Annotated in this window: 16 protein-coding genes; 6 read left to right on the top strand and 10 right to left on the bottom strand. The window is 40.0% G+C overall.

What is annotated here, in order from left to right:
* Nucleotides 1–2: 2 nt before the first annotated feature.
* The 5 genes from truA to asd form a co-directional block, all read right to left on the bottom strand.
* On the bottom strand, nt 3–800 hold the full coding sequence (truA, locus tag MJX77_RS03195) for a tRNA pseudouridine(38-40) synthase TruA (RefSeq protein WP_004794850.1): 798 nt from the start codon (nt 798–800) through the stop codon (nt 3–5).
* 14 nt (nt 801–814) lie between these two features.
* On the bottom strand, nt 815–1,786 hold the full coding sequence (locus tag MJX77_RS03190) for an asparaginase (protein ID WP_252060537.1): 972 nt from the start codon (nt 1,784–1,786) through the stop codon (nt 815–817).
* Nucleotides 1,787–1,841: 55 nt separating this feature from the next.
* Entirely contained in the window at nt 1,842–3,158 is a 1,317-nt protein-coding gene (gene fimV, locus MJX77_RS03185) for a T4P machinery localization factor FimV (protein ID WP_252060536.1), read from the bottom strand.
* Between the two features lie 59 nt (nt 3,159–3,217).
* Complete coding sequence (locus MJX77_RS03180) at nt 3,218–4,567, bottom strand: type IV pilus assembly protein FimV (RefSeq protein WP_252060535.1); 1,350 nt, start codon at nt 4,565–4,567, stop codon at nt 3,218–3,220.
* A 148-nt stretch (nt 4,568–4,715) separates the two neighbouring features.
* Nucleotides 4,716–5,834: an aspartate-semialdehyde dehydrogenase gene (gene asd / locus MJX77_RS03175; RefSeq protein WP_004794839.1), complete on the bottom strand. Its 1,119-nt coding sequence runs from the start codon at nt 5,832–5,834 to the stop codon at nt 4,716–4,718.
* A gap of 187 nt (nt 5,835–6,021) precedes the next feature.
* Here asd and MJX77_RS03170 point away from each other — a divergent pair, with 187 nt between their 5' ends.
* A complete protein-coding gene (locus tag MJX77_RS03170) occupies nt 6,022–7,131 on the top strand; it encodes an endonuclease/exonuclease/phosphatase family protein (protein ID WP_252060534.1) in 1,110 nt (369 codons plus the stop codon).
* A 689-nt stretch (nt 7,132–7,820) separates the two neighbouring features.
* A complete protein-coding gene (gltP, locus tag MJX77_RS03165) occupies nt 7,821–9,107 on the top strand; it encodes a glutamate/aspartate:proton symporter GltP (protein WP_004794835.1) in 1,287 nt (428 codons plus the stop codon).
* A 58-nt stretch (nt 9,108–9,165) separates the two neighbouring features.
* On the opposite strand, the gene MJX77_RS03160 is transcribed toward gltP, so the two are convergent.
* The 4 genes from MJX77_RS03160 to MJX77_RS03145 all read right to left on the bottom strand — a co-directional run bounded on the left by MJX77_RS03160 (nt 9,166) and on the right by MJX77_RS03145 (nt 14,329).
* A complete protein-coding gene (locus MJX77_RS03160; protein ID WP_252060533.1) occupies nt 9,166–10,266 on the bottom strand; it encodes a glycosyltransferase family 4 protein in 1,101 nt (366 codons plus the stop codon).
* A gap of 234 nt (nt 10,267–10,500) precedes the next feature.
* Nucleotides 10,501–11,436 carry an LpxL/LpxP family acyltransferase gene (locus MJX77_RS03155; RefSeq protein WP_013199017.1) on the bottom strand — a complete coding sequence of 312 codons (936 nt, stop codon included), beginning with the start codon at nt 11,434–11,436 and terminating at the stop codon, nt 10,501–10,503.
* A 116-nt stretch (nt 11,437–11,552) separates the two neighbouring features.
* Nucleotides 11,553–12,185 carry a LysE family translocator gene (locus MJX77_RS03150; protein WP_004794830.1) on the bottom strand — a complete coding sequence of 211 codons (633 nt, stop codon included), beginning with the start codon at nt 12,183–12,185 and terminating at the stop codon, nt 11,553–11,555.
* A 233-nt stretch (nt 12,186–12,418) separates the two neighbouring features.
* Nucleotides 12,419–14,329 carry an ATP-binding cassette domain-containing protein gene (locus tag MJX77_RS03145; RefSeq protein ID WP_191900523.1) on the bottom strand — a complete coding sequence of 637 codons (1,911 nt, stop codon included), beginning with the start codon at nt 14,327–14,329 and terminating at the stop codon, nt 12,419–12,421.
* A gap of 32 nt (nt 14,330–14,361) precedes the next feature.
* Between MJX77_RS03145 and MJX77_RS03140 the strand changes: the two genes are divergently transcribed.
* Nucleotides 14,362–14,607: a SlyX family protein gene (locus MJX77_RS03140; RefSeq protein ID WP_005302092.1), complete on the top strand. Its 246-nt coding sequence runs from the start codon at nt 14,362–14,364 to the stop codon at nt 14,605–14,607.
* Between the two features lie 54 nt (nt 14,608–14,661).
* Here the strand turns inward: MJX77_RS03140 and MJX77_RS03135 are convergent, their stop codons facing one another.
* Entirely contained in the window at nt 14,662–15,672 is a 1,011-nt protein-coding gene (locus MJX77_RS03135) for a zinc-binding alcohol dehydrogenase family protein (RefSeq protein WP_252060532.1), read from the bottom strand.
* Between the two features lie 99 nt (nt 15,673–15,771).
* On the opposite strand from MJX77_RS03135, the gene MJX77_RS03130 reads away from it, so the two are divergent.
* The 3 genes from MJX77_RS03130 (at nt 15,772) to topA (ending at nt 19,419) form a co-directional block, all read left to right on the top strand.
* Nucleotides 15,772–16,149 (top strand): winged helix-turn-helix transcriptional regulator, encoded by a 378-nt coding sequence (locus tag MJX77_RS03130; protein WP_107880690.1) that lies wholly within the window; start codon nt 15,772–15,774, stop codon nt 16,147–16,149.
* Between the two features lie 148 nt (nt 16,150–16,297).
* Nucleotides 16,298–16,747 carry an ammonium transporter gene (locus MJX77_RS03125; protein WP_151988864.1) on the top strand — a complete coding sequence of 150 codons (450 nt, stop codon included), beginning with the start codon at nt 16,298–16,300 and terminating at the stop codon, nt 16,745–16,747.
* Between the two features lie 35 nt (nt 16,748–16,782).
* Nucleotides 16,783–19,419 (top strand): type I DNA topoisomerase, encoded by a 2,637-nt coding sequence (gene topA, locus MJX77_RS03120; RefSeq protein WP_252060531.1) that lies wholly within the window; start codon nt 16,783–16,785, stop codon nt 19,417–19,419.
* The last annotated feature ends 49 nt before the right edge of the window (nt 19,420–19,468 follow it).

The following is a 19,468-nucleotide window of genomic DNA, read 5'->3' as shown; positions in this document are numbered from 1 at the left end:
GCTTACTCAGGTAAGTTTAGCCAATGTGGCCCAAGCGGTGGCTGTGGCAAATCAAACTGCTCAGGATAATTACACTGAATAAAATAAAGACCGTCAGGTGGGGCTGTTACTCCTGCCGCTTTACGATCCTGTGCAGCAAACATTGTATCGATATGATCAATTTCATACATACCTTGACCAATTTCAAGTAAGCATCCAACAATGTTGCGAACCATATGGTGTAAAAAACCATCTGCTTCAATATCTAAAACTAAATAGCGCCCGTGTTCAAATAAACGGCAATGTTTTACATGTCGAACAGGTTGATTTGATTGGCACGCTGCTGCACGGAAGCTTTCAAAGTTATGAGTGCCTTCAAATTTACTTGCCGCTTCAATCATCTTTTTCACATCTAACTTTTGGTAAACGTGAGTAACCTGTTTATGTAGGAGTGCAGGGCGATGTGGCGTGTTATATATAATGTAGCGGTAACGTCGAGCAGTTGCTTTAAAGCGGGCATGAAAACTTTCATCCATCAGCTTAATCCACTGAATGGAAATATCTTTAGGCAGCTGACTATTTGCCCCTCTTAACCACCCTGTCTCTGGACGAATGGCATGAGTATCGAAGTGTGCCACCATATTTGTCGCATGTACTCCTGCATCGGTACGACCAGCACCATGGAGTGCTATAGGTTCATTTGCGACTTTGCTAAGCACACGTTCAATAGTTTCTTGTACGCTGGCAACGCCTGGCTGTTGTGTTTGCCAACCTCGATATTGAACTCCACTAAATTCAATACCGACTGCATAACGTTGCATGGCTTTACCTCTATTTAATGCAAATTTTCGTTCCAATGGCTGAACCATTGTTCTGGGGTTGGGTATTTTAAATAGATTTGAAGTGCTTTTGCATAAAGATCTGCATGACTATGCGCATCATTAATGACAATTTTTGCAGTTTTGGCCCAAGCACTAATTGCATAACGTTGGTCAATGCCGCCAAAGGTCACCTGTGTCGCCAAGATTGGAACGCAGCCATGAGCATACAGTTCATCTAAGGTTGCCAATAATTCAGGGTTAACTGCGATATTGCCTGTACCAAAGCCTTGTAACACCAAGAAGTGTGGTGGGGCAGGAAGTAAGTGACGTAATTGCTGTACCAAGTGCTGTGTTGCAATCGGTTGCATCATCCAGTTTAAAATCTGGAATGAAGCCGCTTTTTCAATTTGAGCATCTTGTACGATCAATTCATTTTGCTGAGGCGTAAACTCAACTTCACTACTTAAACCTGAAAATGCATCGAGTTCAGTCGTATGCGTTTTTAATGCAGTTTGTGCATGGAATACTTGATGATGGAATGCAAGATACGCACCTACAGGTAGGGCAATCACTTGTTCTAATGCAAGATATAAGTTCTCAATTGCATCAGTAAATTCACGAGTATTATCACCTTGAACATTGAGTAACGGGTATTGGCTACCAGTAATCACAATATGACAGCTTTGGCCTAAAAAGCGAGCTAGGGTTGCAGCAGCATAACTAAGAGTATCTGTACCATGAATAACGACGAAGTGCTGATAACCTTCGAGTTGGAGCTGTTGTATACGTTGAATAAGACGTAGCCAATCGGGCGCTGTACAAGCGCTGCTATCTACAATATTTGGGGCAGCAAAACAGTCAACCGTTAAGTGGGGGGGTATAACTTTTTCAAGTTGAGGCAAGAATTGGTCATATGGCATAGGCGCTAAAGGTTCACCTACACAGCCAAAAGTACCACCCATATAAAATAAGGCAATTTTTTTCATCTTTTTCAGGCACAAAAGCAGTCATCTTTGACTGCTTATGGTAAAACGATCGGCCTTAAGAAGCTATGCGATTTAGTAGGTTTTTCGCGCGTTGTTGTTGCTCTGTGTTGAATTTTTGCTCATTACTTGCCAACAAGGCGTGTGCTGCTGGGTAAGCGCCTAACTTGATGTACTGCTCTGCAAGTTGTAAGTCGAGTTCATTTTCATCTAACTGTTTTAATTCTGGAAATGCGTCTAGAAGTGGATCCTCTATTTGAGTTTGAGTCGCCTCTTCATTGACTGCCTCTATATGGTTTTGAGTTTCAGTCTCTGGTGTTGTAACTAAAGCTGGCTCATCTAACGAAAACTCAAGAGGGGTGATAGAAGTTGCTTCTAATGGCGCTTGTTCTACGAGTTTAAGTTCATCTAATGATGGAGCTTGTTCAACAGATTTTGTCTCTGAACTTGAAGGATTTAAGTCAAGGTTAAAATCTAATGCATTGACGCTATTTTCTTGATCTGCTTTTACCTCTAGTGCTTGAGTTTTTTCCTCAGTTTTATGCAGAGGCGCCAAGTCAAAAGAAAACTCTAAATCAGCTAGCTCATTTGTCTCTTGAGGTGACGATACTTCTGGTACTTGCTGAGATGTTGATACTGCTGGTTCATATACAGGTTGGCTGGTAGTTTCGGTAGCAGCGGTTTTTTCGAGTGAAAAGTTAAATTCTAAAGGTTTAACTTCAACAGCAGGTTCTTGTTTTACCGGTGTATAGTCTTTCTGCAAGTCATCAAAAGAAGCTTCAGAAGAACTTGTTGTTAACTGATCAAACTGAGCTGTAGTGTCTGGTGTATTTTTGGGTTCTTCGTATGTTTGAGCTTGAGGAAAATCGATGGTATCAGATTGGCTAGATGACTCATGTTCTGTTTTTCGTAATGTCTCATATTCTTTTTGTCTAGCTTCTGCTTGAGTCACTATTTCATTTAATGCCAAGCTACGAATATGGCTAATCAGTTGTGTTATAGCAAACTCATCTTTTTGTGCAATATGAACTTCAAGTAACAATAAATAAAGCGCATGCTGAGTATTGTCTTTTTTTAACGCCTGATTGACTTGAGCTTCAGCAGCTGAATATTGCTTTTCTTGAATGAGCTGTTGAATTTTTTGACGTACAGCTTCTGGAACAGGAGTGCTTTGTGGAACAGGTGGAAGAGTGTCTTCTACTACATTTACTTTGCTTTTTTCACGCGAGTTTTTACTCGATTTAGAGCTCGCTTTTTTATTGGTTTTTTTGTTTACCGTTTTAGGAGAAGTGGCCTCTTGTTTCTGGCTATTCTCGCGTTTTTTAAAAATAACAGCGACCACGAGTAATATGATGAACGGAATCACATATAACATTACTTTCCCCTTAAAAAATAAATATTTGCAATATAAAGCGAGCTAACTCTGGTTTTAACTTAATGTTTTTGTTTGTGAGTTTGTTGCTGTGCTTTTAACTGCTGTTGTAACTCTGCCAAACGTGCATTCAAAAGTTGAATACGCTGGTCTTTTAAACGTAAAGTTTGATTTAGTTTGGTTACATTCCTTTGTAATGTAACGTTTTTTTCTCTTTTTGTCATAACTTTTACTGCTAACTCAGTATTGTTTTGACTTTGTTGTGTGCTCTTTTTAGCACTTCCATGTGTAGAATTTTGGCTGTTTTCAGCCACGATACTCATTTCTGCTTGTTGCAATCGGTATTTAGCCTGGCCAGAAGATGATTTTGCAGTATGCGTTATTTCTGTTTTTGATTTATTTTGCTGAGTTTTAGCAACAGGAGGGTGTGTGAGTTTTAGAGAAATTCCCTGACGTAAACGGTTTACATCACCTTGAATAAAAGCATGCTGGTTTTGTTTTTGGATATCATTCATGACCTTTGCAACTGGCTGTTTGGTTTTCGCTGCAATACGATTAGCAATGCTCCATAAAGATTCATTATGTTGTACTAAATATTTACCTGAAGTTACTGGTCCTTTAGATGGACTTAGGGTTTGTTTCTTTGCAGTATTTTGACTGATATTTTTGGATGGAACAGGCTTCTTTTGTCCTGCTAAATTTTTAACGGTTGTCTTTGGCGAAGTATGGGCATTTGACTTAGTGATAGTGGGTTTGGTTTGTGCCTGATCGGGCGCCGTACCTGTTACAACTTGTTGAGCTGCTAGAGCTGAAGCGTTTTCACTAAGTGAGGGTGTTGAATTCGTATTTAATGCAGAGGCAGTGCCAGAGCTGATATTAAGATTTTGTTCACTATTAGAGTTTGTTGTAGTTGGGGTCGAAGTTGATGAAGCATATTGGGTGCTTTCTGGCAGATTTAATGCAATATCCTTCTCATTAACAACAAACTGAGGAGATAAAGTACTTTCGTTATTTTCAGTCTTTTTTATCGGAGAAGGTTTAATTACAGTTTTAATATGCTGTAAACGCGTTGCAGAACCTTCACTGATTTTCACAACAATATTGAGCTCAGGATCATTAACAGGTCGGGAAGAGGTAATCACAATAACCCCAGAACCTTGACCATTTTGGCGTGTATAAAAATTAAGATTTCCCGGAGGCTGATGAGTTACACCCAAAGCGCTTAAATCTTCAGGAGTCGCTAAACTCACTTGTAATGTAGCGTTGGGGTCAGCTTGTTGGAAATTCATTTCTGCATATAACAAATCCCCGGGCGCAGACTGAATTTGTATAGGGTCTAATGTAATCGCATAAAGAGAAGGCGAAGACATAATGGTGAAAATGGCAATTTTTAATTTGTTATAAACAGTCATCTCAATCCATGACCTAATAAGTCGTAAAGTCGTTCAAAATTATACAATAATGAAATGTAAATAAATTGTAAAATTTTTACAAACCAGTTACGAAAAAGCCGATCTAATGTGATCGGCTTTTCGTTTTGACTGAATAATTCAGACCAAATTATGAGCTCTTGTATTCTACTAAGATACGTAACATACGACGTAAAGGTTCAGCAGCACCCCAAAGTAACTGATCACCTACTGTGAATGCGCCTAAATATTCTTTACCCATATTAAGTTTGCGCAAACGGCCAACAGGTACAGTTAAGGTACCAGTTACAGCCACAGGTGTAAGGTCAGTCATAGACGCTTCACGAGTGTTTGGTACAACTTTCGCCCATTGGTTTGAAGTACGAATCATATCTTCGATTTCATCAAGCGGAACATCTTTTTTCAACTTGATTGTCAGTGCTTGAGAGTGGCAACGCATCGCGCCAATACGGACACAGTGGCCATCGATCGGAACAATTTGTGAATTACCCAAGATCTTGTTGGTTTCAACCTGACCTTTCCACTCTTCTTTTGACTGACCGCTTTCGAGCTGTTTATCAATATAAGGAATCAACGATCCAGCTAATGGCACGCCAAAGTTAGCAGATGGGAAACCTTCGCCACGTTGTAATTCAGCAACTTGGCGATCGATATCCAAAATCGCAGATTTAGGATCATCTAACAATGTTTTGGTATTGTTATATAAGTAGCCCATACCAGTAATTAGCTCACGCATGTTTTGTGCGCCAGCGCCTGATGCTGCTTGATACGTCATAGCAGTCATCCACTCCACCAAATTGTTTTGGAAAAGTGAACCTACACCCATCAACATAAGCGATACTGTACAGTTACCGCCTACGAAAGTTTTGGTGCCGTTAACCAAGCCGTCTTTAATAACGTTAAGGTTTACTGGGTCAAGAACGATGATCGCATCATCTGACATACGTAAAGTAGAGGCTGCATCAATCCAGTAGCCATCCCAACCAGTCGCTTTTAACTGTGGGAAAACTTCAGACGTATAGTCACCACCTTGACAGGTAATAATGACATCCATTTGCTTCAGACTATTAATGTCTGTAGCTTCCATAAGTGCTGGGGCAGTCTTACCACCAAATGAAGGAGCTTCACCACCTGCATTACTGGTAGAGAAATAAAATGGCTCAATATGAGCAAAATCATTCTCTTCAACCATACGTTGCATAAGGACGGAACCGACCATCCCGCGCCAACCGACCAGACCTACTTTCATGTCATTTTGCCTCGGTGCGTTAAAATTGTTAGGGGGAGTTGAGTGTATCAAAAGTGTCCACAACTGCAAGCGTTACAGAAACAAAACACCATGTTTATTGAGTAGAATATCTTGTTTATGTTACATACAAAATTGATAAAGATGACAAAAAATTTAAAAACCAAATCATCTTAAAAGAGAAAATTCAATGATTTATGTCGAAGTTCTAGCTGGTCTGGTGATTTGGTTAAGTTTCTGGTCACTTATTCCTCGTGATGAGTGGTGGTTTCGTGGCGCCGATTTTCCTCGTTTGCAGATTCTATTTGTTGGTCTATTAGCCTTTGTTGGTATGCTGTTTTGGCCTGGCGAATGGAATCTATGGCGTGAAATAGTGCTTGCTGTGCTTATGGCGGCCATCGCCTATCAGCTTAAAATGGTTCTGCCTTATACCTTGCTCTGGAGAAAACAGGTTAAACAGGTCAAATCATCTCAGTTAGACCAACAAAAGCAAATTTCATTAATTGTATCGAATGTTCTAACCCCAAATGATAAATATCATTTACTGCTTGAACAGATCAGGACATTAAAACCAGATTTGTTACTTACATTGGAAAGTGATAAGACGTGGGAAAAGGCTTTAAAAGAAATTGAAGAAGATTATCCTTATCGCGTTCCCGTGCCTTTAGATAATTTATACGGCATGCATTTATATAGTCGATTACCTCTATCGAATACTGAAGTTAAATTTATTTTAAGTGATGAAATTCCCTCTATTCATACTACTGTGACCTTACGATCTGGTATGCCAGTTCAACTCTATTGTTTGCATCCTAAACCACCGAGTCCAACCGAGGCGAAAGATTCGACTTTACGTGATGCAGAGCTTTTAATTGTTGGCGACCAGATTAAAGACTTAGATGAAAGCTGTATTGTGATGGGCGATTTAAATGATGTAGCGTGGTCACGTACTACGCGGCTGTTCCAGCGGATTAGTGGGCTACTTGACCCACGAGTTGGGCGACATTTCATTAATACGTTTCATGCAGATTATCCATTGCTGCGTTGGTCTTTAGATCATATTTTTCATAGTACCGATTTTGGTTTAGTTAAAATGCAGCGTTTACCACATATTGGATCTGATCATTTTCCTGTATATGTTGTTTTGCAGACTGGCCGAATATTTGAACATATTCAAGAGGAATTAGAACAAACTCAAACCGATGAAGAAGAGGCTCAAAGCGCCATACAAGAAGGGATTGCAAAGGCTGAAAAAGAAGAAAAAATTGTGACTGATAAAATTGCACAGCCTTATAAATAAAAAGAATATAAAAATTGATGTAAGCAATATCGTACAAAGATTTGAGTCTAGGGCGAATAGGCAGGGGGGGATAAAAACCTTATTCTACATTCATCGGCACACGGAAACGGGAATGGACAATCCCACGTAAGGATACACAAAGCTGATATGGAATAGCATCACGGATTAGATGTTGGAACGGAAACGATAAAAATAACGATTAACCTGAAAGCACAACCTCATTTACCCGAGTTTTGCAGGACGCAGAACTCGGGTTAATATTTTATATATAGAATATTTAATTTATCGTAAAAAAAAGAAATATTTTTAAGTTAATCTTAATTTTAAAATCTATCTAATGATAGGTAAGCACTCATGTATATCTAAGTAATTTTCAATGAAAATAGATACAATTTTTTTTTCAGATAAGTTTCTGTTTTTATAGATTATTGATGAATAAATATGGGTTTTCATCTGTTTAGAGATAAATTGGGGTTGTTTAATTAGCAAATCTCAATAGAATGTGCCGATCGTTGACATGTTGGATCGTCAACAGGCATTGTTGTTTATCTCGTCAGATCGGCGAGTTGTGATTTGTTTGTACATTTAAATTTCTGTTTGGAAATTACTGTACATATTGAGGTTTCACTCTTAGTTAGTGGTCTTCTCCCTCTCATATTTGATACTTTGCGGTGCATAAGGATTGTCTTATGAAGAATTTTAAATTTAGCCTTGCTTGGCAAATTTTAATTGCTTTAATCCTAGGGATAGTTGTCGGGGCTGTTTTACATAATCAGCCTGAAATCAAAGACAGTATTGTAACTAATGTTCTTACGCCACTTGGTAAGATTTTCATTAGCCTGATTAAAATGATTGTTATTCCAATCGTTTTCTCTACCTTAATTTTAGGTATTGCAGGTGTTGGCAGTACGAAAAGTTTAGGGCGACTTGGTTTTAAAACCATTCTCTATTTTGAAATTATTACCACTATTGCCATTTTGGTGGGCTTAGTTGCAGCGAATATCTTCCATCCAGGTTCAGGCATTGATATGTCTCAACTGGTTCAAACTGATATTTCTCAATATAAGCATACAACTGAAGAAGTTCAGTCACAGTCTCATGGCATCATGCAGACAATATTATCGCTTATCCCAACGAACATTATTAGTTCAATGGCGCATGGCGAAATGTTACCTGTGATTTTCTTTGCTGTGTTATTTGGTATTGGTTTGTCTTCATTACCAGCAACAACTAAAGATCCATTATTAAACGTATTTCATGCTGTATCGGAAACAATGTTCCGTGTAACGCACATCATCATGAAATATGCGCCAGTGGGTGTGTTTGGTTTGATTGCAGTAACGGTTGCAAACTTCGGTTTCGCTTCGCTTATCCCTTTAGGCAAGTTAGTCGTGTTGGTATATGGCGCGATCTTGTTCTTTGCTTTGGTGGTACTTGGTTTAACTGCAAAAATGTTCAGCATCAATATCTTTACTTTGTTTAAGATTTTGAAAGATGAATTAATTTTGGCATATTCAACTGCAAGCTCTGAAACAGTTTTACCGCGTATTATGCAAAAGATGGAAGCTTATGGCGCGCCTAAAGCAATTTCTAGTTTTGTAATCCCAACAGGTTATTCATTTAACCTTGACGGTTCTACGCTTTACCAAAGTATCGCGGCAATCTTTATTGCACAGCTTTACGGTATTGAAATGTCAATTAGCCAACAGGTCATTTTAGTTGTAACTTTAATGATTACTTCTAAAGGTATTGCGGGTGTTCCTGGCGTATCGTTTGTTGTGTTATTAGCAACATTAGGTAGTGTTGGTATTCCTGTAGAAGGCTTGGCATTTATTGCTGGTGTTGACCGTATCATGGATATGGCACGTACCGCGTTGAACGTTGTAGGTAATGCACTTGCAGTACTTGTGATTAGTAAATGGGAAAAACAATACGACTATGAAAAAGCAGCAGCTTATGAAGCATCGCTTAAATAAAGCTGACTTTTTATTGTTGTAATAAAAACCCGCGTTGATCGCGGGTTTTTTTATGAGGTTATTTCAGTACAGATTCATATAACGCCAGTGTCTGATCACACATGTCTTTCAGGCTAAACATAGTAACAGGGGCAACGACTTGAGGTTGTTCAATATGCTGTTCCACTGTTTCAAGTAAAGCCTTTTCATTTCCTACTTCAACAAGACCTTGTGAATAGACATTTGATAAAATTTCGGCCACGCCTCCACGGTTCCAGCCAATGACTGGAGTACCGACTGAGAGCGCTTCTAATGCTGTTCTGCCAAATGTTTCTGCTTGATTGGATAGAGAGAGCACAATATCGCTAAAAGCGAGCCATTCGCGAATATCTGAGCGATGTCCTACAAAGGTAATTTTATCTGCGAGTCCTTTGCTTTGAATGGTGCTTTGCAACTCACTTAAATAGGCCTGTTTTTTAGCATCGGCACCACCAACAACCACAGCATGTAGTTGAGGATATTGTTCACCTAGTTTTTGCATCAATTCAATTAAGCTTTCATGGCCCTTTAAACGTGTAATACGACCAGGCAAGCAAAGTAAAAACTTATTTTCGAGTTCAGGAAAGTCATTAAAAACTTGATTAAACCATTGTGCTGATGGCTGATAACTATGTGGAAACGCGGCTGGATCAATTCCTCGATAAATCCGAACAATATCTTGGGGAGGGCAGTTTTTATAATGGTCAGTGATGTATTTAACTACACTCTCTGAAACAGCAATCACTTTTTCGGCCTGAGTCATAATTGCACTATAACGATTGACTGAATAAAAGCCATGCACCGTGCTAATGAGGTGAGGGCGTTTGTTCGAAGGTATTTTTCTTAAAGCAAAGTGAGTCAGCCAAGCAGGTACGCGTGAGCGTACATGAACAATATCGGGTTGATGCTGTTCAATCAGCTGGCGTAAAGGGCGGATTTGCCACAAGCTTGAAAGTGCTTTTTTATGAATGGGTAGCGTTAAATGAGTAGAACCTTCAGCTTCGAGCTGTGAGACCAAACGGCCACCATTTGAAACAACCAATGATTGGTGGCCTTGTGCAACGAGCGCACGTGCAATTTCTAGTGTGCCGCGTTCTACGCCACCGCTATTGAGTTCTGGGAGAAGTTGCATCACTTTCATTGTTTTTTGCCTTTAGGTTGTAGCAAAGCGGGGTCTTACGGTTTATTCATTCAATAGGTGGAGTTTACTCCTTACTTTTGTTTTGGCAAAAGTAACAAAACCATTTGTTGGACTAACGACACATCCATGATGTCGTAGTCCAACAGGCGACATCCTTGTCGCCTTCGCACGATAGTACATACTGGTGTTTATTTAAATGTTTATAACTACAGTGTGGTCATTACAGAAGATTATTTAATAGATCTCTTCATATCCCTCAGGACGTGTCTTAAATCGACGGTGGAACCACATATATTGAGTCGGTGCGATGCGAAGTTGATTTTCAATAATTTTATTGACGCGTGTTGCATCATCGACTTCGTCTTCGCTTGGCATATTGTCGACCGCAGGTTCAATCAGAACGTGATATTTCGGGTTCTTAATATCTCCATGGCGATAGAAATATAAAGGCACGGCGACTGCTTTTGAGATTTTTAATAAGCGGCGGTGGGCAGTGACTGTGGCAGCAGGTACGCCAAAAAATGGTGCCATAACACCTTGTTTAAGTCCAAAGTCTTGGTCGGGGCTATACCAAATTGCATCGCCATCTTTAAGGTGGCGAATTAAACCACGCATATCATCATGATCGATTTGTGCTTTATAAATCGTGCCACGGCAACGATAAATGAGCATATCGAGCAATGGGTTATTTTGAGGCCGATAGACAACATCTGGTTCAAAATACTGAGCACAAACATAGCCGCCTGCATCAAGAAGCGTGCTGTGAGTCCCCAGTAATAAAACACCTTTGCCCTGAGCTTGGGCATTGGTAATGTGCTCTAAACCTTCAATCGTGACTCGGTTTTTAAACCAGCGTGGGCTGTACCATGCATTTAAGGTTTCAAATACCCCAAGCATCATATCGACGAAAACTTGTTGAGCTTGTTGTTGAACCTTATCCGCAGACCATTCAGGAAAGCAGACTTCTAAATTACGAATAGTGGTTTTACGGCGTGATTTTAGATATTTCCAAGCCAGATGAGCTACGCCATGCGCCAGACGCCATTGTATGGCCCAAGGTAAAATAGCCAAAAGCATTAAAAAGACAATAGCAATCCAAACACCCCAATATTTAGGCAATAAAAAGGACCATTGAAATTCACCGGGCGTATAAGGCTGCTTTTGGCTCATAACGATATAAAGAGTTCAAAAAGTTAAAACAGGCAAAAGTGTATCACGAACTGAATTTATCGTCGTAATACACTGTTCAATTGAGTGTTAAGAGAGGATGAAATAAGAAGCTTGAGTTATCGGCGATTTTCTAAAAGAATTTTAACAGCGAGTCCTGCCAGTACAGTTCCCATGAGCCAACGTTGTATATTTGCCCAAAGAGGTTTTTGTTGTAGAAAAAGGGCAATGCTACCCGCAGAAAGTACAATAAGCGCATTTACTGAAACGCTGACAAAAATTTGAATCGTACCGAGTTGAATTGATTGCCACAAAATACTGCCTTGTTGTGGATGAATAAACTGTGGCAGTAAAGATAAATACATAATGGCAATTTTCGGATTAAGCAGGTTGGTCGCAAAACCCATTAAAAAAAGTTTAGCAGGGGAATCTACTGATAAATCTTTTACATTGAAAATCGGAGCGGCATTTGGACGTAGGGCTTTCCATGCAAGCCAGAGTAAATAAATTGCACCAGCAATACGAATCGTGTCGTAAGCATAAGGAACAGCAACAATTAACGCCGTAATACCAAAAGATGCGCAAAGCATATAAAAGATAAAGCCTACAGCTACCCCACCTAAAGAGATAAATCCAGCAGTTTTCCCTTGGCAAATTGAGCGGGAAATAAGGTAAATCATATTGGGACCAGGAGTGAGTACCATCGCCAAACAAATTAGTCCAAATGCTAAAATTTGAGAAAGCTCCAGCATGCCAAAACACTCCAATATTATTATGCTGTTAGATATAACATAATTATTTTTATAAGTCCTATATTCAAGCACAAGGCTATTTTAAAATACTAAAAATAGCCAAGATATAATCCATGATAGGAATGTGATTTATAAGCTTTAAGTTTTTCAAAGCTTATATTCACAATATAAAAAAAGAACCTGCTTAATTTAAGAAGGCTCTTTTTTAGGGGCTTTTAGGAAAGTAAAACGAATTAGTTTCCTTTGCTCATTTGTTCAAGCACGTCCCAACGTTCCAATTTTTCAAGCAGTAATTCTTCAATTTCTGCTAGGCGTTGGCTTGCTTGGGTCGCAGCATCAGCATCTTTAACAAACCATGAACCATCTGCAAGTTTCTCAGAAAGTTCTGCTTGTTCAACTTCCAGTTTCTCGATTTCAGCGGGTAATTGTTCAAGTTCACGCTGATCTTTATAACTCAGTTTGACCTTTTTAACGGTACTTTGGGCAGCAGCTTTTTCGGCTTCAGCTTTTGCTTGAGCTTTTTTAACGTCAGATTTCTGATCGACTACTTTGTCATCTGGACGTTGCTGCAAATAGTCTTGGTAGCCACCGATGTATTCTGCAATATTACCTTTACCATCAAATACCCATGTAGATGTTACTACGTTATCCATAAATGCACGATCATGGCTAATGAGAAGCAATGTGCCTTTGTAATCAGATAACATTTCTTCTAGAAGCTCTAGAGTCACCATATCCAAATCATTGGTTGGCTCATCCATTACAATTAGATTCGACGGTTTGAGTAGCAATTTAGCCAGTAAGATTCGATTTCGTTCACCACCAGAAAGTGCTTTTACTGGAGTACGAGCACGTTCAGGTGAAAATAAGAAGTCTTGAAGGTAGCTGTAGATATGACGACGGTTGCCATTTACATCAACGAAGTCAGAGCCTTCTGAAACGTTTGCCATTACCGTTTTTTCAAGGTCTAGGGCATTACGTAACTGGTCAAAATAGGCAACTTCTAACTGTGTACCTGTTTTAACTGAACCGCCATGTTCGATTTCACCTAAAATGGCTTTAATCAACGTCGTTTTACCTACGCCGTTATCACCTACCAAGCCAATACGATCGCCACGCATAACAAGGGTAGAGAAATCTTTGATCAGTAAGTTATCATCGTAAGCAACGCTTAAATGTTCGATATCAAATACTAATTTACCTGAACGATTTGCATCTTGAGTTGCCATACTCACTTTGCCTTGTTGTGAGCGGCGTGCTTTCGATTCTTCACGTAAAGCTTTTAAAGCACGAACACGGCCTTCATTACGGGTACGACGTGCTTTAATGCCTTGGCGAATCCAAGCTTCTTCTTCAGCTAACTTTTTATCAAATAAAGCATTCTGTTTTTCTTCTGCTTCCATTTGCTGAGCTTTTAGCTCTAAATAGCGAGAATAATTGCCTTCATAACCTCGTAGAATGCCGCGGTCGAGTTCCACAATTCGAGTTGCAATGCTATCTACAAAAGAACGGTCATGCGAAATAAATAGAAGCGTTAAATTATTTTGATCTAATAAAAACTTTTCTAACCATTCAATACTTTCAACATCTAAATGGTTCGTTGGTTCATCTAGAAGTAATACGTCTGGCTGTGTTAAAAGAGCGCGAGCCAATAAAACACGGCGTTTACGTCCACCTGACAGGTCTGCTAAGTCTGCATTTGGATCAAGCCCCATTTTACTTAAAAGAGCATTTACCTTATTTTCTAATGCCCAACCATCTAGTTGGTCTAGCTTATGCTGAAGGTTACCCATGCGATCACAGGCTTCCATATCTCCTAACATACAAGCATCGGTCGCTTCATGATAAGCTCTGAGTACTTCAGAAGCTTCTCCTGCACCATCTGCCACAATGTCAGCTACTTTGCCAGAGTCCATTGGAACGTCTTGGGCTAACATTGAAACAGTTAGACCATTTTGAATGGAAACTTCACCAGAATCTGGTAATAGGCTTCCCTCGATCAGTTTAAGTAAAGTAGACTTACCTTCACCATTACGCCCAATTAAACAGACTCGTTCGCCACGTTCTAGATTAAAGTTCGCGCCATCGAGTAGGGCAGGTCCGCCAAAAGCAAGTTGGACATCCCTTAGGGTAATATAGGCCATAATGTTTTCCAGAATCTCAAATGAGGATTTAAATGACTAAACCACCATATCATGATGATCAAGCGTCATTGTCCGCACCCATTGAAGATTTGCAAGTGCGAATTACATTTTTGGATGATTTAGTTGAAGAATTAAATCAACAACTCGCTATTCAGACCCAAGAAATAGCTGATTTAAAAAAACAAATGCAATTTCTTTATCAACGTGTGGAATCATCGGATTTATCTGAAGGTATTGCACCTTTTGACCCATTAACCAATAAACCTCCTCACTACTAATAAAATGGCAAGTTCAATACTTGCCATTTTATTAGGGAATATCTTCAATTTTACTTAAAAACAATGTAATACGATTTTCCCTTTTGTTGTGCCGCTTTCAATTTGCTGATGAACTCGTTTTAAATTTTCAGCATTAATTGGACTTATAACCTCGGTTACGGTCGTTTTGATTTTTCCTTCGTCAACCAGCTTGCTGACTTCATTTAATAGTTCACTTTGTTTTTGCATATCTTCAGTCTGGAACAGTGAACGTGTAAACATAAACTCCCAATGCACCGATACAGACTTCGATTTAAAAGGCTTAATATCTAACTGGGCCGGATCATCAATTAAGCCAAAATGACCTTGTGGCGCAATCAACTCTACGATATCTGATAAATGCTGATCTGTTTGAGTGGTTGAGAATACATATAAAGGTGCAGTTAAGCCTAATTGTTTGATTTGGGCTGCTAAAGGCTCCCGATGATCTAATACATAGTCGGCACCAAGTTGCTTAACCCATTCTTTAGTTTCGGCTCTTGAAGCTGTCGCAATAATCGTTAGGTTAGTCAACTGTTTAAGAAGTTGAATTGTGATTGAGCCTACACCACCAGCTCCGCCAATCACTAATATTGATGTATTTTCTGGGGCAACTTTGGGTACTTGTAACCGATCAAATAGCATTTCCCATGCTGTGATAGCAGTTAAAGGAAGAGCCGCTGCTTCAGTTGCTTCTAAAGTTTTTGGTTTATGCCCCACAATACGTTCATCAACCAATTGCAATTCACTATTACTGCCTTGGCGATTGAGTGCACCTGCATACCAGACTGCATCTCCGACTTTAAATTGCGAGACTTGATCTCCAATCGCTTCAACGATGCCTACCGCATCCCAACCAAGAGTCTTCCACTGATTATTTTCTGGGCTTACATTGTTGCGAATTTTTGTATCAACCGGATTAACTGAAATCGCCTGAACGCGAACAAGTAAATCACGACCTTCTGCAACGGGAGTGTCGAGTTCAATATTAACGAGTGCTTCTGGTGACGTAATGGGACCTGCTTTTTGATATGCCACAGCTTTCATAATAATAATTCCTCTTGTTGAGAGTTTGATCATAACGTAAGCTTAAAAATAGTGACTACAGACAAATAACGCTCATAGTGTCAAAAAGGATACTGTAAAATGGCAAAACTACGACATTCAAGTTTTGATTGCTCTCCAGGTTGTTCAGTGGAGGCGGCCATTAGTTTGATTGACGGAAAGTGGAAATGCGTCATTCTTTGGCATTTATTTAATGAAGGCACCTTACGGTTTAATGAAATTCGAAAGCGTGTTCCAAGCATTACTCAAAGAATGCTGACAAATCAGTTACGTGAGTTAGAGCAAGACGGAATTATTCATCGGGAAGTTTACCCTCAGGTCCCACCTAAAGTGGAATATTGCCTGACCGAATTAGGGCAAAGTCTTGAGCAAATTTTATTTGCTTTAAAACTGTGGGGTGATGCCCATATCGACCGATTTGGAAAGTTGACACTTGTTAATGATGGTCAGAACTCTTAACTATATTTGAGTGACAATATTGCAATTTGCACAGTGAAATACCGATATTTGGGGTCTTGCGATCTTATCGGGCATTATTTTTCTGATGTAACTTGCGTTTTCTGGTCAGCTTATGCAACTCTAATAAAAGAGATTAATAGGTTTTGCTATGGACAATATGGGAATTTGGGTTACCGTTATCATTGTTCTTTTCGTACTAGGCTCCATTTTTGGTTTAAGAGTGAGCCCACGTGAAAAGGCACTTGGTATTATGCGTGATAAAGCCCGAAAAATAGGGTTACATCCACGTGTAATTGTTGCACCTGAATGGACACATGTTCCAATGGCTACTGAAAAACGTGCCAGCATGGTTGCTTATTATAGTGTACTGATTCCCGATGCCCGTTTATCTTTAATGCGTGCTCGTGTTGTAGACGGCAAATTAAAAGTGGTTCAGGGTGATGAGAAATTTAATGATTCTCCCATTGCATTAAAAGGGATTTATGCTATTGATATGCAGGCAAACTGTGTAGGGCTTTATTGGGATGAGGAATCAGACCTGAGAGCAACACAATTAGATGAGATGAAGGCTTATCTGTTGACCTTGGCTAAAGCCTGATTTTTAAATTTATTGGTATAGGAATAACATTTTATATGGCGAATACCTCGCGCTCTGCATCTCAAAGCACAGCATCTACTGCACCTGCTGCACATAAACGTGCCTTAGTGATTGTGGAGTCGCCTGCCAAAGCGAAAACCATCAATAAATATTTGGGTTCGCAATTCATTGTAAAGTCTTCTGTAGGTCACGTACGTGACTTGCCAACAGGTGGCAGTAAATCAACAGAGAAAAAGCCGGCTGCCCGGACTAAACTCACCGAAGCTGAAAAAGAACAAAAAGCTAGTCAGGCTTTAGTTAATCGTATGGGCGTTGATCCTGAGCATGGTTGGCAAGCTCATTACGAAGTTCTGCCTGGTAAAGAAAATGTTGTAGCTGAACTCAAAAAGCTCGCCAAAGATGCCGATGCAATCTATCTCGCAACGGACTTGGATAGAGAAGGGGAAGCCATTGCTTGGCACCTAAGAGAAGTGATTGGTGGCGATGACAGCCGTTATCACCGCGTGGTATTTAACGAAATTACTAAAAATGCCATTCAAGAAGCATTTAAACAGCCAACACGTCTAGATTTAAACCGTGTAAATGCTCAGCAAGCACGCCGTTTCTTAGACCGTGTCGTGGGCTTTATGGTTTCGCCATTACTTTGGGAAAAAATTGCCCGTGGTTTATCTGCTGGACGTGTGCAGTCAGTAGCAGTAAAACTGGTTGTAGAACGTGAGCGAGAAATTCGTGCTTTTATTCCAGAAGAATATTGGCAAGTTTTTGCAGATACCCAAGCGAAAAAAGATGACATACGTCTTGAAGCATTTAGACAGGCTGGTAAAACCCTTAAACTGAAAAATAAAGCTGAAACTGATGCTTTATTAGATGTTTTAAAAGGTGCTGAATATAAAGTTGCACAGCGTGAAGATAAACCAACTAAGGTTAATCCAAGCGCACCTTATATTACTTCAACTCTGCAACAGGCTGCGAGTACACGTTTAGGCTTTTCTGTGAAGAAAACCATGATGTTGGCTCAGCGTTTATATGAAGCTGGTTTTATTACCTATATGCGTACTGACTCAACTTTCTTGAGTGATGATGCAGTAAGCATGGTACGTGCGCATATTGAAAGCCAATATGGTGAAAAATATTTACCGGCAAAGCCAAACCGCTATGGGAACAAAGCGGGTGCTCAAGAAGCCCATGAAGCGATTCGTCCGTCAAATGTTGCACTAACAGGTGATCAGCTTGCGGGTGTAGAGCGTGATGCTCAACGTCTCTATGATTTGATCTGGCGTCAGTTTGTTGCGTGTCAAATGACACCAGCAGAATATTTGTCTTCTACGTTGATTGTTGAAGCAGCGAATGTTGAGCTAAAGGCGAAAGGCCGTACGCTTGTATTTGAAGGCTTTACTAAAGTACGTGGAGCGAATAAGTCAGATGACGATATTATTTTACCTGCTATTAAAGTAGGCGAAATTTTAAAGTTAGAAAAGTTAGATCCAAGTCAGCACTTTACTAAACCACCTGCACGTTTTACTGAAGCATCTTTGGTTAAAGAGCTTGAAAAACGTAGTATTGGTCGTCCTTCGACTTATGCAGCGATTATTTCTACTATTCAGGAACGTGGTTACGTTAAGTTAGAAAACCGTCGTCTTTTCGCCGAAAAAATGGGTGAGATTGTGACGGATCGTCTTGATGAAAGTTTTAATAACTTGATGAACTATGCGTTTACGGCAGACCTTGAAGGACAGCTTGATAAAGTTGCAACAGGCGAGCGTAACTGGAAAGAGTTACTAGATACTTTCTACGGCGACTTTAAGAAACGTCTTACTAATGCTCAAGGTGAGCATGGCATGCGCCGTAACCAACCGGTTGAAGTACCAGCAGTGCATTGCCCTGAATGCTCACGTCCAATGCAAATTCGTACGGGTACAACAGGTGTATTCTTAGGGTGTTCTGGCTATAACTTGCCGCCTAAAGAGCGTTGTAAGGGTACACTGAACTTAACACCTGTTGAGTCTTTAGCTGCGTTATCTGATGATGATGGTGCTGAAACTGCTGACTTGATGTCAAAGCATCGCTGTGCAAAATGTGGCACTGCCATGGACAGCTATGTGATTGATGGTGGCCGTAAACTGCACGTATGTGGTAATAACCCTGACTGCGATGGTTTTGAGCTTGAAGAAGGTGAGTTCAAGATTAAGGGGTATGATGGGCCAACGATCCCATGTGATAAATGTGATGGTGAAATGCAGCTTAAGACTGGTCGTTTTGGCCCGTATTTCGCTTGTACAAGCTGTGACAATACCCGTAAAGTCTTGAAAAGTGGTCAACCTGCACCTCCACGTGTAGAACCAATCAAGATGGAACATTTACGTTCAGCGAAACATGATGACTTCTTTGTATTGCGTGACGGTGCAGCTGGCTTATTCTTGGCAGCGAGTAAATTCCCGAAAATTCGTGAAACACGTGCACCAAAAGTTGCAGAGTTACGTAGTGTGGCAGCTCAGCTTGATCCAAAATATCAATTTATTTTACAAGCGCCAGATGTAGACCCTGAAGGTAATCCAACAATTGTGAAATTCAGTCGTAAGAATCAATCACAATATGTCGGTTCGGAAACCCCAGAAGGTAAACAAACCAAATGGAGCCTAGTTTACCAAGATGGTAAATGGGTTGAGGGCTAACCAAGTCCACCATAAAAAATGCTAGCTCAGCTAGCATTTTTTATATCTA

Source organism: Acinetobacter sp. AHP123, assembly GCF_023757925.1.
Lineage (GTDB): Bacteria > Pseudomonadota > Gammaproteobacteria > Pseudomonadales > Moraxellaceae > Acinetobacter > Acinetobacter oleivorans.
Note: the sequence above shows the minus strand (reverse complement) of the source record. Positions and strands in the feature narration are given on the sequence as shown.

Coding starts and splice junctions, on each gene's coding strand:
- asd (WP_004794839.1), bottom strand. CDS start 5,834: ATGAAAGTAGGTCTGGTCGGTTGGCGCGGGATGGTCGGTTCCGTCCTT.
- MJX77_RS03160 (WP_252060533.1), bottom strand. CDS start 10,266: ATGAAAGTGATGCAACTTCTCCCAGAACTCAATAGCGGTGGCGTAGAA.
- MJX77_RS03130 (WP_107880690.1), top strand. CDS start 15,772: ATGGCAAAACTACGACATTCAAGTTTTGATTGCTCTCCAGGTTGTTCA.
- MJX77_RS03155 (WP_013199017.1), bottom strand. CDS start 11,436: ATGAGCCAAAAGCAGCCTTATACGCCCGGTGAATTTCAATGGTCCTTT.
- MJX77_RS03145 (WP_191900523.1), bottom strand. CDS start 14,329: ATGGCCTATATTACCCTAAGGGATGTCCAACTTGCTTTTGGCGGACCT.
- MJX77_RS03190 (WP_252060537.1), bottom strand. CDS start 1,786: ATGAAAAAAATTGCCTTATTTTATATGGGTGGTACTTTTGGCTGTGTA.
- MJX77_RS03150 (WP_004794830.1), bottom strand. CDS start 12,185: ATGCTGGAGCTTTCTCAAATTTTAGCATTTGGACTAATTTGTTTGGCG.
- topA (WP_252060531.1), top strand. CDS start 16,783: ATGGCGAATACCTCGCGCTCTGCATCTCAAAGCACAGCATCTACTGCA.
- gltP (WP_004794835.1), top strand. CDS start 7,821: ATGAAGAATTTTAAATTTAGCCTTGCTTGGCAAATTTTAATTGCTTTA.
- MJX77_RS03180 (WP_252060535.1), bottom strand. CDS start 4,567: ATGACTGTTTATAACAAATTAAAAATTGCCATTTTCACCATTATGTCT.
- MJX77_RS03125 (WP_151988864.1), top strand. CDS start 16,298: ATGGACAATATGGGAATTTGGGTTACCGTTATCATTGTTCTTTTCGTA.
- truA (WP_004794850.1), bottom strand. CDS start 800: ATGCAACGTTATGCAGTCGGTATTGAATTTAGTGGAGTTCAATATCGA.
- fimV (WP_252060536.1), bottom strand. CDS start 3,158: ATGTTATATGTGATTCCGTTCATCATATTACTCGTGGTCGCTGTTATT.
- MJX77_RS03135 (WP_252060532.1), bottom strand. CDS start 15,672: ATGAAAGCTGTGGCATATCAAAAAGCAGGTCCCATTACGTCACCAGAA.
- MJX77_RS03140 (WP_005302092.1), top strand. CDS start 14,362: ATGACTAAACCACCATATCATGATGATCAAGCGTCATTGTCCGCACCC.
- MJX77_RS03170 (WP_252060534.1), top strand. CDS start 6,022: ATGATTTATGTCGAAGTTCTAGCTGGTCTGGTGATTTGGTTAAGTTTC.